This window comes from Pediococcus argentinicus, assembly GCF_001437605.1.
GTDB lineage: Bacteria > Bacillota > Bacilli > Lactobacillales > Lactobacillaceae > Pediococcus > Pediococcus argentinicus.
This window is the reverse complement of sequence record NZ_JQCQ01000003.1, coordinates 70,903-86,295: the sequence shown is the minus strand read 5'-3', so window position 1 is coordinate 86,295 and position 15,393 is coordinate 70,903. Positions and strand designations below refer to the sequence as shown.

12 protein-coding genes and 2 pseudogenes are annotated in these 15,393 nt (G+C 37.4%); 4 read left to right on the top strand and 10 right to left on the bottom strand.

Annotation, left to right across the window (positions count from 1 at the left end; all coding sequences use genetic code 11):
- The first annotated feature begins 174 nt into the window (after positions 1–174).
- The gene (locus IV88_RS01510; RefSeq protein ID WP_057798001.1) at positions 175–768 is read left to right on the top strand and encodes an LOG family protein; all 594 of its coding nucleotides are present in this window, start codon (positions 175–177) and stop codon (positions 766–768) included.
- Positions 769–854: 86 nt separating this feature from the next.
- Here the strand turns inward: IV88_RS01510 and IV88_RS01505 are convergent, their stop codons facing one another.
- On the bottom strand, positions 855–1,067 hold the full coding sequence (locus tag IV88_RS01505; RefSeq protein ID WP_057798000.1) for a P8 family protein: 213 nt from the start codon (positions 1,065–1,067) through the stop codon (positions 855–857).
- A gap of 305 nt (positions 1,068–1,372) precedes the next feature.
- Positions 1,373–3,342 (bottom strand): annotated as a pseudogene (locus IV88_RS01500) (PTS sugar transporter subunit IIABC).
- A gap of 251 nt (positions 3,343–3,593) precedes the next feature.
- On the opposite strand from IV88_RS01500, the gene treR reads away from it, so the two are divergent.
- The 3 genes from treR to IV88_RS01485 all read left to right on the top strand — a co-directional run bounded on the left by treR (position 3,594) and on the right by IV88_RS01485 (position 7,023).
- Positions 3,594–4,319, top strand: coding sequence for a trehalose operon repressor (treR, locus tag IV88_RS01495; protein WP_057797998.1), 726 nt, complete (start codon positions 3,594–3,596; stop codon positions 4,317–4,319).
- 2 nt (positions 4,320–4,321) lie between these two features.
- Positions 4,322–5,977, top strand: a complete 1,656-nt coding sequence (treC, locus tag IV88_RS01490; protein ID WP_057797996.1) for an alpha,alpha-phosphotrehalase — start codon at positions 4,322–4,324, stop codon at positions 5,975–5,977.
- Between the two features lie 101 nt (positions 5,978–6,078).
- On the top strand, positions 6,079–7,023 hold the full coding sequence (locus tag IV88_RS01485) for a TMEM175 family protein (protein ID WP_083486813.1): 945 nt from the start codon (positions 6,079–6,081) through the stop codon (positions 7,021–7,023).
- Positions 7,024–7,055: 32 nt separating this feature from the next.
- On the opposite strand, the gene IV88_RS01480 is transcribed toward IV88_RS01485, so the two are convergent.
- The 8 genes and pseudogenes from IV88_RS01480 to IV88_RS01445 all read right to left on the bottom strand — a co-directional run bounded on the left by IV88_RS01480 (position 7,056) and on the right by IV88_RS01445 (position 15,262).
- Positions 7,056–7,808: a MerR family transcriptional regulator gene (locus tag IV88_RS01480; protein WP_057797994.1), complete on the bottom strand. Its 753-nt coding sequence runs from the start codon at positions 7,806–7,808 to the stop codon at positions 7,056–7,058.
- A 310-nt stretch (positions 7,809–8,118) separates the two neighbouring features.
- Complete coding sequence (locus IV88_RS01475; protein WP_057797992.1) at positions 8,119–8,925, bottom strand: histidinol-phosphatase HisJ family protein; 807 nt, start codon at positions 8,923–8,925, stop codon at positions 8,119–8,121.
- 80 nt (positions 8,926–9,005) lie between these two features.
- The gene (locus IV88_RS01470) at positions 9,006–9,920 is read right to left on the bottom strand and encodes an ROK family protein (RefSeq protein WP_057797990.1); all 915 of its coding nucleotides are present in this window, start codon (positions 9,918–9,920) and stop codon (positions 9,006–9,008) included.
- A 167-nt stretch (positions 9,921–10,087) separates the two neighbouring features.
- Positions 10,088–11,518: pseudogene (locus IV88_RS01465) on the bottom strand (6-phospho-beta-glucosidase).
- 104 nt (positions 11,519–11,622) lie between these two features.
- Positions 11,623–13,011, bottom strand: a complete 1,389-nt coding sequence (locus IV88_RS01460) for a PTS sugar transporter subunit IIC (protein WP_057797989.1) — start codon at positions 13,009–13,011, stop codon at positions 11,623–11,625.
- A gap of 287 nt (positions 13,012–13,298) precedes the next feature.
- A complete protein-coding gene (locus tag IV88_RS01455) occupies positions 13,299–13,937 on the bottom strand; it encodes an SDR family oxidoreductase (protein ID WP_057797988.1) in 639 nt (212 codons plus the stop codon).
- A 70-nt stretch (positions 13,938–14,007) separates the two neighbouring features.
- Entirely contained in the window at positions 14,008–14,328 is a 321-nt protein-coding gene (locus IV88_RS01450; protein ID WP_057797986.1) for a thioredoxin family protein, read from the bottom strand.
- A 100-nt stretch (positions 14,329–14,428) separates the two neighbouring features.
- Positions 14,429–15,262: an alpha/beta hydrolase gene (locus tag IV88_RS01445; protein WP_057797984.1), complete on the bottom strand. Its 834-nt coding sequence runs from the start codon at positions 15,260–15,262 to the stop codon at positions 14,429–14,431.
- Between the last annotated feature and the right edge of the window lie 131 nt (positions 15,263–15,393).

Below are 15,393 nucleotides of genomic sequence, written 5' to 3'. Positions count from 1 at the left end.
TGTACATAGTAAAAGAGACATTTTAGGGATTTTTGAAATTCCTTAAAATGTCTCTTTTTGTTTTCTTTTGGGCTAGTTATTTCCCAGCTTCTTTTGTATTGGTTTTTATTTTTAAAGAAGCACCTGTTCAAGTCCATATCGAAACGTTAAAATAAATTAATTGAGGTGATAATTATGAAAAGAATTGCGGTATATTGCGGCGCTTCAGATGGTATCAATCCCATCTATGTCGAAGCAGCCAAACATCTTGGTCGTTGGTTAGTTAAAAATGACTGCGACCTTGTCTATGGTGGTGGCCAATTTGGTTTAATGGGTACAATTGCTCGTGAAGTTCTGAAAAATGGTGGTAAGGTATATGGTATTTTGCCCAAGGAATTAGCAAGTCGTGGTGCTGCATTAGACACTATCACCGATTTGAAAATTGTTGATAACATGTCGATTAGAAAACGAATGATGTTTGATATGTCAGATGCATTTATTGCATTGCCCGGTGGTCCCGGAACTTTAGAAGAAATCTCTGAAGTATATTCATGGTCTATCATTGGTGATAACGATCGTCCTTGTGTGCTCTACAACGTTAATCACTACTATGATCCATTGAAAGCCATGTACGATCAGATGAGCCAGCAATCATTTTTAACTAATCAAGCTCGTCAAAAATTACTATTTTCTAGTTCTTTAACTGAAATTGGTGATTTCATGCAAAATTATGTTCCACCTAAGGTTAGAACTTATCCTCAACCTGAACCTAAAAATGACGCTATGTAAAAAACCGCAATCTTGAATCTGACTTTCAAAAAGTCTTTCAAGATTACGGTTTTTTATTTTCGCTTATTAAATTTGGTAACTAATGACTACTTTAACATTTCTTCAGCAGTCTTCTTCAATTGGTCATCACTCATTGATTCCCAGTCTTTAGCTGCTTTAATAGTCTTCATTGTATCGTGACCATTGTCATCCATGACATGATCCCACATTGCATCACGCAATGGAGTCTCACTATCACTCCAATCAAATACCTCTTGCATTTGTTTGTCCAACATAGCCGTCTTAATTGCTTCAGCCATCATATTACCTCCCAAAATTTGTGGGTGGCGTACGATATTAGTCGCACTCGTTCGGTTCAAATTGCTCCCCGCATATTGATTACATGTTTGTTATAACACTAAATTCTATTTTTGTTAAAGATAAACAAAAAGAATCTGGAAAAATGAAATCCCCAGATTCTTTAATTCATTAACTTTAATATCCTAAATCGGAAAAACAAGACTGATTCCTGCGCCTAGCTACGAAAACCAAACGATTCCAAGTGCGAATCATTCGATTTCCTATGCTATGCTCAGAATCAACCCGTCTTATTTTTCACTCTCTTTTATGCTTTTGCCTGACCTGGTTTCAAAGGTTTCTCAACTTCTCCACCCTTCTTCATTTCGTCGTTGTAGCCCCAGAAGTATGCGACTGCGAAACCGATTACTGTTGAAGCGATTGATGAAGCTAAGAAGATCCAGAAGTTACTCAAGTCTGAAGGGTTCTTTGGATTGAAGAATGATGCAAATCCAATCCATGAACCAGCAAATCCGAACATATTACCATGGAATAATCCAGTAATGAAACCACCGACAGCAGAACCGATCAAACCAGAAATAAACACTTTTCTGAAACGAAGGTTAATACCATAGATAGCGGGTTCTGTAACACCACAGAATGCTGAAATTGCTGCGGCGAATGATAAACTCTTAAGATTCTCTTTACGACTCTTGATTGCAACTGCTAATACGGCTGCACCTTGAGAAATCATTGTTTGACATAAGATGGCGTTAAGGTAACTGTGTCCAGTAGTTGCGATATCGTTGGCAACAAGAGGAACAACACCCCAATGTAAACCAAAGATAACCAAGATCTGGTAGAAACCACCAAGAAGTAATCCTGAAACCCAGCCACTCTTGACCAAGATCCATGCGATACCCATAGCAAGCCATTTAGAAATACTAATAATAACAGGACCTGTAACATATAGAGTAATTGCACTAACTACTAAAACGGTAAAGAATGGAACAAAGATCATTGTTAAGTAACTTGGTAAGTGTTTCTTCAACCAGTTTTCACACTTGAAGGCCATCCAAGCAGCTAAGATCATTGGGAAAATTGAATATGAATATTGAACCATTTGGAAATTAAATCCGCCCAATGCTCCAAGTGATTTACCAACTAATGGTGTCAATGTTGGGTGAACCAACACACCACCTATTACAGCAGCGATAATTGGATCTCCACCAATTCGTTTAGCTGCAGAGTAACCAACCATGATAGGTAGGAAGAAGAATACTGAATCGCCCATCGCATTTAAAATGATGAACAATGTACTCTTAGGACTGATTAACTCACCTAACGCAGGCATTGTTAAGATTGATAGCAATCCCTTTAAGATACCTGCAGCAGCCAATGCTCCAATAACTGGACTCATTGAACCGGTAATAACACCGATAAAGTTGTTAAAGCCATCTTGAGTCTTTTGCCATGCAGTACGATTGTCTGGACCAGCAGCTGCTTTTGTTTCAGCAACGGCACGAGCAGTAGCATCGTCATCTGCAAAATCAGGACCTAATTGTTTGATAGCTGCGTCGTAAACATCTCCAACTTCAGTACCAATAACAACTTGATATTGACCTTGAGCATGCATAACGTCGATAACGCCATCAAGATTCTTAATCTTTTCGTCATCTGCTTTACTTTATCTTTCAAGTAGAAGCGAAGACGCGTGATACAGTGAATCAAACTATTTGTATTATCTGCTCCACCAACATCCTGAACGATTTGGCGAGCTAATTTATCATATTTACCTTCATTTGGATCATCAGCTTCAACTGGTTCTTTAACTTTTTTAAGAGTAACAACTGCAGCTTCTTCACCAGCTGCATGTTCGCCAGCTTTAACTTCGATAGAATCAAGTACGTCAGCAGTATTTGTAACTGCCACCATAACTGTTACACCCTTGCCAGCTTTCTTGATTGCATCTAAATCCATTGTTCCAATTGAATCTCCCGCTTGAACCTCAATATCAGGTTTAGCATCAATTTCAAATGGAGCGCCGTTTAATTCGACCGTATCAATACCTAAATGCATCAATACTTCCGCACCATCGGCAGTTTTAAAACCAATAGCATGTTTAGTTTCAGCTACTAGAGTTACTTTACCAGTAACAGGAGCAACGATCTTCCCATCAGTTGGCTCAATTCCAATTCCTTCACCCATTAGCTTTTGTGAAAAGACAGAATCGCTAACTTGATCAATATTCATTACTGTCCCAGACACGGGAGCAACGATTGATAGTTGTTTTGCCATAAGAATTCCCTCCTCGATCATTACTTTTGAAAGTTAAGTAATGATAACGCTTTCATATTTAACAAATAAATAATACATCTTGTATAGACAAGTTGTCAACTACTCTTTTTAAACTTTTTTAGATTTTTCAAACAAGCAGGGTCTACAAGAAATAGGTAAATCCTTTTAATAAAACTTGTATTTCAACTTGTATATACTAGTTTGAATATGATAAAATGAAAGCGTTTTATAGAAAGGATGTGAAATCAGCTTTGAAAAGTAAGTATGACGTGATTCAGCTTGATATAGCTAATAAAATCATTCACGGTGTTTATCCAACTGGTACCTTTTTGCCCAGTGAAAACCAGCTGTGCGATTTGTACAACACTTCACGTGAAACCATTCGAAAAGCACTCTCTGCATTACTAGAGCAGGGATTCATCCAAAAGATCCAAGGAAAGGGTTCAATCGTCCTCGATTTGTCACGGTTCGTATTTCCAGTTTCAGGAATTACTTCCTTTAAGGAACTAAACCAGACCCAAAATATGCGAGCTGAAACTAGGGTTCTAAAACTCGAAGACAGCATTGTACCAACCCAGTTATTTAACTTTGAAAGTGCAACTGATATTCCAGCTACATTCATTGAACGACTTCGGGTTGTAAACGGTGAACCTGTCGTTATCGATCGTGATTACATCGTCAAAGATGTCATCGATGAAGTTCCTATGAATGTTGCTAGCGATTCACTCTACAGCTACTTCGAGGATACGTTAGGTTTAGAAATCAGTTACGCTACCAAAACGATTACTGTTGAATCTCCTAGCCATCAAGAACAACAACTGCTCGATTTACCATTTGATAAAGATGTCGTAGTTGTTCGCAGTGAAACGTATCTGGCAGACACCACCCTTTTCCAATTTACAGAGTCAATTCACCGTGCTGACAAATTCAGTTTTGCCGATTTTGCCCGCCGTAAAAAAATAAAAAAGGAGCATTAATTATGAGTTTTAAAGACAAAGTAATTTATCAAATTTATCCTAAATCATTTTATGACAGTAACAATGATGGAATCGGTGATTTACGAGGCATCATCGAAAAGATTCCTTACATTGCTTCATTGAACATTGATATGATCTGGTTTAACCCATTCTTCGTATCACCGCAATATGATAATGGTTATGATATCGCCGACTACTATAAGATTGATCCACGTTTTGGTACAATGGCTGACTTTGATGAGATGGTTGCTAAGTTAAAAGAACATCATATTGGTGTCATGCTGGATATGGTTTTAAACCATACTTCTACCGACCATGAATGGTTCCAAAAAGCTCTCGCAGGTGATAAACATTATCAAGATTACTACTATATTAGAGATCCTAAACCAGATGGAAGTTTACCAAATAACTGGGATTCAAAATTTGGTGGCAATGCTTGGGCTAAATTTGGCGACACTGGAAAGTACTATCTCCATCTATATGAACGACGCCAAGCTGATTTGAATTGGCACAACCCAGAAGTACGGCAAGAGTTGTATAAAGTAATTAATTTCTGGCGTGAAAAAGGAGTTCACGGATTCCGCTTCGATGTTATTAACGTCACTGGTAAAGATGAAGATCTTCAAAGCTCACCAGCCGGAACAGACCCAAAATACATGTACACTGACAAACCAATCGTTCAAAAATACTTACATGAAATGAATCAAGCTAGTTTCGGACAAGATGATGATTCCATTACCGTTGGTGAAATGTCATCCACAACAATTCCTAATAGTATCGAATACACCAAGCCCGGTAATGAAGAGCTATCAATGGTCTTCACTTTCCACCATTTGAAAGTTGATTATAAAGATGGTGAAAAATGGACTAAGTTCCCATTCGACTTCGCATTGCTTAAGAAAACTCTGAACGAGTGGCAAGTCGGTATGAGCGATGGTGGTGGTTGGAACGCCCTATTCTGGAATAACCACGATCAACCTCGTGCAATTAACCGTTTCGGCGATCCAGAACATTATCGTGCTCGTTCAGCTGAAATGTTGGCAACAACAATTCATTTGTTACGCGGAACGCCGTACATCTACCAAGGTGAAGAAATCGGAATGAGTGATCCTGATTACACTAATTTAGACCAATATGTCGATATTGAAACTACTAACGCATACAAGATTCTAGTAGAAAACGGAACTAGTCCAAAAGAAGCCTTTGAGATTATCAAGTCTAAATCACGTGATAATAGTCGAACGCCTATGCAATGGGACGACAGTGAATATGCTGGCTTCTCAAAAGTTAAGCCATGGTTAACTTCAACTAATCAAAAAGAAGTTAACGTTGCTGATTCGGCCGTCAGTCAAGAAATATTCGACTACTACCAAGAATTGATTAAGTTGCGCAAAGAATACTTGATCATTTCTGAAGGTGACTACAAACCATTCCAGTTAGACCATAAACAAGTCTTCGGATATCTACGTGAAAAAGACGGACAGAAGCTTCTTGTTTTAAATAATTTCTATGGCAAAGAAACATCAGTTGATATTCCTGCCGATCTATTAGGGAAAGATGCTGAAGTGTTAATTAATAACGACTCAGCTAACTTAATTGAACTTAATAATGAAGTTAAATTAAGTCCTTATCAGTCAATTGCCTTCTTAATTAAATAGCATTTAAAAATCACGGACTTAGATTCCGTGATTTTTTGTTTGTTTATTCTAATTTAGGTCTATAATTATCTATAAATATATTAAGTTAGAGAGCAAGTATAATGGACAAGTTAAAAGAACGTTTAGATATGTTCAGTGATGCCGTCATCGCGATTATTATCACGATTATGGTACTGGAGTTACCAATTCCAACTCATAATTCAATCGATGAATATTTACAATTTGGCAGAAGTATTGGAATATTTTTCATCAGTTTCCTCTTCGTAGCTAGTATGTGGTATCAGCATTCAGTTTTATTTAACGATGCTGATGAAATTGATGATCGAATTTTTATTTTTGAATTCATCTTTCTCGCATTCTTATCATTAACGCCCATCTTCACTAAGATGATAACTTTCGATACCAACCGCTGGACGGTCATGGCGTACGGTATTCTCAGTATGATTGTTAGTCTTCTTTTCGCCACCGTTAGCAATTTTGTGATTAAGAAAAAGTACACAGACCAAAAAGATATTAAGCGGATTATGCAAAAGGTATACGGTAATCATAATAATTTTTATGGCGGAATTAGCGTTGCCGTCATTATTCTGGCCTATTTCCAGCCAAACTGGGCTTTGATTTTTTATCTGGCAGTTCCAGTTCTAGCATTCTTTACAACCAGTTCAGATCATTCTGAAGTTGAGAACGTTACTGAAATGTCGTCTACTCAACAAAAAGACTACTTCAATCTATCTTCTTCCGAGTTACGGGATTTTCGTAAAAAGCAGAGTGAAATTCGTTCAGAATATTCTAAACAACGTAATAGTAATCCTGACTGGCGTGACGACATGCGCAAAGCCATTTCGGAACTACTTCGTGAGCAATTGGAGAAGAAAGGTGCAGATCCCGAAGTAGCCGGAAACGTGCAACGCTTTGCTGCTACTATCATGAATCGTTCGGGTTCACATAAAAATAACAAGCACAATCAACAACAGTACTTAAATCAACAGCAACGACGTGCAAGACAAGAACAACAACGTAAAAATAATAATAATCATGATGATTAAAAAAAGATGGAAAATAATTTTCCATCTTTTTCTTATTTCGCATAGTCCTGGATAATCTCATTAAGAACCTTAGCCGCTCCTGTTTGGACTGCATTATCATAATAAGATTCAAATCGAGGGTCACTTATATAAAGCTGGCCTAATCCACGATGTGCTTTAGCTGAATATTTAGGCCATGTTACTTTCAACCATTCTCGGTGAGTCTCAAAAATCTCCTGAGCTAAATCTGTGTCTTTTTGGCCGTTATTCATATACTCTTTCAGGTCTGCAAATAGCTTGGTTTCTAGATTCTGCATTTGCTTGAACTGTTCTTCAGATAAACCACTCCATTTTTGATTAGATGCTTGAACTACATCTTCACCATATTTTTCACGGATTTCTTGGCCATGATTTTTTTCATTTTCTGCTAATTGTTTTTGTTTAAAGCTTTCAAACTTTTCTTTATTCTCCATCACTGTTCCCTCCTCTTTTGCAGTAATTGTCTTATCAATTGTTTGAATTAATCGACGAAGTCTTTGCTCCTTTTCAACTAGTTGATTACGTTGTTGAGACAGAATTTCCATCTCATCCTGATATCCATCCATCAACAATTTAATTTGTTTTAGTGGTAAATCAAGTTCTCGATAAAATAAGATTAACTGCAACCTATCGATTTCTTTATCCGTATATTCTCGGTATCCCGCTTCAGATAAATCATTGGGTTTCAATAATCCAATTTCATCGTAATATCTTAGTGTCCGGATACTAACGCCGGATAAATCCGCTATTTGTTTAATTGAATACATATTATGACCTCCTTTCAATTTATTACTATAGAGGGTAACGTAACGTGAGAGTCAACACTATTATAAATAAAAAAACGCAAAGGAACAGAAATTAATCTGAACCTTTGAGTTCTCATATTGTTAGTGGCGTTTGATATAACGCTTATCTATTAACTTGAGTATTATCAATGCTATTGGAATTCCAAAAACGAAGGATATTACCATTGATATTATTTTTGACACTCCAAAATGAGTAGCAAAAGCAAAAATAAGATAACATGGTAAAAAATTTACTATATATCCAACAAAGAAACTATTCTTCGAGAACATATTAGTAACGAATTCCTTCATCTACGTCATCAATCGGCATAACGGTCATAGCATTGTTTGAGTAGATATTGATGTGATGAATATCGTGAGCCTTTAACATTTCCAAAGCTTCGTCGTAATGGCTATAAACGTTCTTAGCGTCGTGGGCATCTGATCCAATGGTGAATCGTTTACCACCAAGTTGTTTATAGATTTCAATCGCATAGTCATATAAACCAATATTGTGGTATTTATACATGCTCTTAGTATTTAATTCAAAAGCCATATCGTGGCGAATTGCAATTTTGAAAATGTTAGTTAACAGCACTCCAGCAGTTGTTTGGAACATGCCTGAGGTTAAATTAAGCTTACGAATTCCATAGTCAAAATGAGCTAAAATATCAGCATCATGGAAAGCATTGATACCTTTCCACATCATTTTGTAGTATTGAGTTGCAACGTCGATTGGATCCATATGACGAACCTTGTCATTCATAAAGTCCAAGTCACCATTTTGATGGAAGCTTAGAATTTTAACGTCAAACTCATGTTTAGCAAGATAGTCACGAATCTTATCTTCCTGTCCGGCTGAATAGCCAATTTCAACACCACGATAAATTCGTTTACCTGATTTTTCTTTTAATCGGTTAATCTCTTTTACGTATGCATCGTAATCTGGGACACTGTCCTGGTTCTTTTCTTCGGGATTGTTGAATTCCAGATGTTCAGTTGTAACCATGCGATTGCCAACTAAACTAAGATAGTTTTCCATCTTTTCTTTTGAGTCAAATGAGAAATTTGTATGCATATGTTGATCATAATATTCCATTATTGAATCATCCCTTCATGCCGCCTTTGATATGTTAATTTTATCACAATCTTGGGTGGCTCCGACCAATTACTATCGGATTATTTTTGATCCTCCTGTACTGCTCGATAAGTTGCTCCGATAATACCAGCATCGTTTCTTAATTGAGCAGCTTGAACTTCAGGGAACTTCAAATCGATCAAGTCATTATTGGCTTTTTTGAGTTCTTGAATCTTATTATTTAAGTCCTTCATAAATTGATCATTAGCTGAAATACCGCCACCAATTAGGATCTTTTCAGGATCAAGCCCAACAACTAAGTTAATAATTCCGCGAGATAAAGCTGTGTAGAAGAAATCTAAGCTTTCAAGGGCTAACTTATCACCATCAGCAGCTAAACTATAAACAACTTTAGCATCATCCAAAGCTTCACCGTCATGATGATCATTATAATAGCGTAGAAGTCCACCAACCGTTGCGGCGGTAAAACTCATTGAGTTGAACTCAAGTCCTTTACCTGGCAAATTGCGATCCACCACGGACATCATGCCAAACTCGCCAGCCATACCATGACCACCACGATAAATTTGGTCATTGATGATGATTCCACCACCAATTCCAGTTCCAACTACAATACATAGATAGTTGTGAAGTCCTTTAGCATTCCCTTTCCACTGTTCAGCAAACGCAGCCGCATTCGCGTCATTTTCAATCGTAGCCGTGATGCCAGTACGTTGTTCAATTTCTTTTTTTAAATTAATACCGTAGAAATCACGAATTGCACCACCAGTAGTCATGAAACCATCGTGTTGAACAATCCCTGGCGCACTGACACCAATTGCTTCAATTTTCTGTTCTTTTTTATAATTTTCAACAATTTCAGTAATGTTTCTAAGAATTTCAGATCCAGCAATATCTGTTTTAACAGAATCCTTTTCTAAAATTGTTCCATTTTCATCAACGAGACCATACTTTATACTAGTCCCACCAATATCTAATCCAATATAATATTTCATCCTGTTCACCTTATGTATCTAAAGCTGGAAACACCAGCCTTAATTTATTAAATCGGGAAAATAAAACTGATTCTTCCGCCTAGCTACGAAAACCTAACGATTCAAAGTACGAATCATTCCGTTTTCTATGCTATGCTCAGAATCACCCTTTTTATTTTCCACTCCTTTTACAATTCTTCACCATTCGTTTTAATTACATTCTGATACCAACCGAAGGAATCCTTCTTAGAACGTTTCAAAGTACCTCTACCCTCATCGTCTTTATCCACATAGATGAAGCCATAGCGTTTCGACATTTGACCAGTTCCAGCTGAAACTAAATCAATAAAGCCCCATGGTGTGTAACCCATTAAGTTCACACCATCCAAATCAACGGCTTTTTCCATTTCTGAAATATGAGCACGCATATAATCAACACGATATGGATCGTGAATACTGCCATCAGCTTCAACCTTATCAACCGCACCCAATCCATTTTCAACGATGAATAGTGGCAAATGATAGCGATCATTCAACCAGTTTAATGAGTAACGTAAACCAACTGGATCAATTGGCCAATCCCAGTCACTTTCCTTAACGTATGGATTCTTAGCAACAATCTTCTCTACACGAATATCGCCGTCAACGTCACCATCTTTGATATCAACTGTTTGTGAATTGTAGTAACTAAATCCAACGTAATCAACAGTTCCTTCTTTAAGGATCTGACGGTCTTCATCAGTAATATCTTCACGATAACCCTTGCGAGTAACGTATTTTTCAATATTTTCTGGATAAACACCATTGACGTGAACATCTGAGAACCAGTAGCGACGTTGCATCAAGCGTTCTGCCAACATGATGTTATCTGGAGCAGCATTCAATGGATAAATTGGCGTAAAGTTAATCATGCAACCAATATTGAAATCAGGATTAATTTCGTGACCAATCTTAACTGCTTTAGCACTGGCAACTAACTCATAATGAGCGGCCTGATACATAGCCTTTTCGCGATTCTCGCCACCCTTGAAAATCAACCCTGAGTTAGTAGCCATCAAAAAATCATTGTCAAAGAAGCTTTGGTTATTAATTTCGTTAAATGTCATCCAATACTTAACTTTGTTCTTATAACGTTTGAAACAAACTTCAGCAAACTTAACAAAGTAGTCGATTACTTTACGATCTGAAAATCCGTTATATTTCTTAACCAAGTTATATGGCATTTCAAAATGAGCCAACGTAATAACTGGTTCGATTCCATACTTCAAACATTCATCAAACAAGTCATCATAGAACTTCAATCCTGCTTCGTTTGGTTCATCTTCATCCCCATTTGGGAAAATTCGAGTCCAAGCAATTGATGTACGGAAACATTTCAAACCAAGATCAGCAAACAATTTTACATCGTCTTTATAATGATGATAGAAGTCGATTCCTTCATGATTAGGATAGTTCTTACCCGGAATAACTCCATCCGTAATTTCACGGGGAACACCATTAGCACCAGCCGTCATGATATCAGCGACACTGACACCTTTACCGCCTTCTTGTCAAGCTCCTTCAAGTTGATGAGCAGCGACTGCACCGCCCCATAAGAAATCTTTTGGTAATTTAGCCATGTTTCAATTCATCCTTTCAATATTTAGTCATTCTGATAAAAAAAGCCCATTCATCTTGATTTTCATCTTAATAAATAGACTTTTTAATTTTTTTAAATTAATTATTAAGCAGTAGCTTTTTCTTTTGTAGCAGCATCCTTAGCTTCTTCAGCATGATCTGCATTTCCAGCAGCTTGTTCTTGTGCGAATAAGATTTGATCTTGTTTGCGAGCGAAGAAGAAGTATACGAAGAATGACAATACTAACATGATTGCTTGCCATAGAGCGATCTTCCATCCACCGACGAAGAAACCAGAGATGATAGCTGGAGTTGTCCAAGGAACTTGAACACCAGTTAAGTATGGAAGAACACCTAATTTAATCAACCAGTATGTTGATCCCATTGATAGAAGTGGCATGATCATAAATGGAACAGCCAATAATGGGTTCAATACAACTGGAACACCGAATAATACAGGTTCGTTAATGTTGAAGACACCTGGTAAGAATGACAAACGACCAATACTCTTCATTTGTTCTGACTTAGCAAAGAATGCCATGAACACAACTAATCCAATTGTCATACCTGAACCAGTAACAGTACCAAATTGGTCAAGTAATGATTGTGTAAATACGTGAGCGCCATTTGCAGCTGTTAATCCAGCAACACCATGTGCTTTAACAATAGCAGCGTTTTGAAGGGCATTTGAACCTAAGATAGGTCCCATGATACCACCAACGATAACAGCACCGTGAACACCGAAGAACCAGAAGAATGGAACTAACAATGCGACGACGACAACACCACCAAATGAATCTGTAATACCTTGTAATGGAGTTTGGATAACTTTGTAAATCCATTCAACCATTGTTGAGTGAGTTGTAATATCAAAGAATGCATAAATTGCTAACCAACCAGCTGTAATAGCTGCGGCAGGTACTAAGGCTGTAAATGAACCAGCAACTGCAGGTGGAACTTGGTCAGGTAATTTAATAGTAATATTGTTCTTAACGAACCATGTGTAAACTAAACCAGTTAACATACCAATGATGATAGCAGCAATCATACCCTGGCCACCTAACCATGTACGATCAATGAAACCACCATTCAAAAGTACAGGAGCTTTAGCAGCTGAAATAACAGTCTTTGTTCCATCCATAACAGGTGTTGATGGACGCATAACAAGGAAGAAACTTACTAAACCAGTTAAACCAGCAGGTAATGGGTCGAATCCTTCATTCTTAACCCAACTATAAGCAATACCTATAACAGCGAATACTGACATAATAGCCATTGTTGCATTGAAAGCTTGTGTCCAGTATGGTGTTAATCCAACGCTCATCATCCAGTTAGACCATGCTGGCACTGGAAGAGCACTAAGAAGTAAGAACAACGAACCTACCATGGTAAATGGTAGTGAGAATAACATACCATCACGCATAGCCATGATAGCTTTCGTGTTAACAAACTTCATTACTGGAGGAAGCAATTTATTATTGATCCAATCATTCATGAAATTCACCTCAAATTAAATTTAAAAACAAAAGATAATAGCTAACAAAATAAAAAAAACAAATTCCCACTTTGGCCAAAAATGGTTTTGATTTCCTGAAACCGTTTTAGGAAATCGCTTACATTTATGATTATGCAACATGTTTCTAAATTTGTACAGACAAATCCAATAAAAAAAACATGTTCCAAAAATGGTTCAAACGCCATTTCTGCAACATGCTTCGGATTTGTACCCATAAATCGCGCAGTAATAAGCGCGCTTCTCAGGTATATATACCAGTTACTTTTTTATAAGTTTTGTAACGCTTTGTCGATTGGCATAGTTCCATTTACCACTGCAAAGCTCTTTTTAATTGTTTCAGGATTGTGAACTGCAGCTGCTAAAACGGCAGCAACATCAGTTCTAGTAATTGAGCCTTCGTCTGCTCCAGTTTGAATTCCGCCTTCAGGATCATCGTTTGTTAACAAGCCTGGTTTAACAATTGTGTAATCCAAATCAGTTTGGTTCATTAAGTAGTCATCAGCATAATGCTTGGCAACATAATATGGACGAATTGTATCTGACCACTTATTGCGTGTTTCAGCATTCATAGCACTGACAATGATGAATCGTTTAACATGGGCAATTCTTGCAGCATTCATTGCTTGAATTGCACCATCTAAATCAACCAACAATGTCATATCATATCCTGTTGAACCGCCTGATCCAGCTACAAAGATAATTGCATCAGAGCCATCAAACGCTGTCGCCATTTCTTCAGGTTGTGCAGTCAAATCCAAATGTGCTGTCATTGCGCCCTTTTCTGTAAACTCAGCTGCTTGGTCATCATTTCGAATTCCAGCAACTACTTCATCGCCTCGTGCTAATAATTGATCCACTAAAATGGAACCAATCTGTCCGTGTGCTCCAACAACAAAAACCTTCATTTTTAATTCCTGCCTTCCTAATAAAAAGAGGCCCACCTACTGGCGAGTCCCTTCTGTTTATATAAATTAATTAAGCAACACTCTGTACGAATTCTTCAACTTCTTTTGGTGTGTGACGTTCGCCACGACCAAAGCGAGCGATTTCTTCACCATCTTTAAAAGCGATGAAACTAGGAATCCCCATAATGCCAAATTCCTGCGCGACTTCTAAGTTAGCGTCACGATCAACTGTAATCCAGTCGAATTCATCATACTTTTCCATGATACCTGGCATTGCAGGTTTGATAAATGAGCAATCCGGGCACCAGCCGGCAGTAAAGAATAACATCTTATTACCAGATTTAATTGCATCGAATATTGCTTCGTTAGATAAACCTTCTTGTGGGCTCATACTCAAGATCTCCTTCATTTACAAACTAACTTACAAAATGTAAGTCGTATTGATAATAGATATTGTAACAGGTCAATTTTAAATATACAAGCAACTTATATTAACCAGCTTGTAATCCACCATTTCTAACAATAATTGGCTTGAAGCCATCCGAGTTATTTTTAGAAGTAATTAATTTAAAATCAGCCACCTGACGATTGTAGTTCCATAGAAAGTTGTTAATTTCTCGTGAAACAGTATCGTTTTGGTTCAAGCTACAATGATATCCATCGGGACCAGTAACCATAATTTCATGGTACTTATTCACAACACCATCTAGTAAGTAACCCACTGACCGAGCAGACTGAACTGATACATAAACATCATTGTTTAATGATCCTTCAACCTGTCCCACAACGTTCAACACATCAACTCCCTTGGGGAATCGATCACGCATCTTTAGTAACTTCTGAAAATGATGTGTTTTAATAGTAGGTTCCCAATCGCAATCAATGATTGATTTGATTGGTTTGCTGGACCAAAATCCGTGTAATCCATTAAACGGACCAGCAATTGTCACTAGTTTATTAAGCTTTGGTAGTTTAGTATCATCGCCGAACTTAATTCCTAAGTTAACTAAAACATTGCTGCCTAGTGAGTGACCAACTCCATTATAGTTATCAACGCCAAAACGTTCCTTAAGTTCAACTAATAAGTTTCGTACCCATCTAACCTGTCGGCGTTCTGGTGCTCTGTTATTTTCAAAAATGACCTGAACCATTGGATTATCAATTCGATCAGACCATTCACCTGTAAATTCAATCTGTCCATTACGTCGAATGTACGCGTTCAACACCTTTGTTGCCCATCCACTTTCTTCTGCAAATGAAAGCAAATGATCGGTAGAGTACGCATCCCCATTAAAACCATGAACAAAAACTGTTGCCGCATTCATGTTTAACACCCTTACTCTCTCAAATATTGGTTCTTATTTCAGCTTAAAAGCTGTTCCGTTCCCCTTAAATTAATAAACAAGTAGTATGTTTAAAATTTAAAACCATCTTAATAATGATACAACAAAAAAAG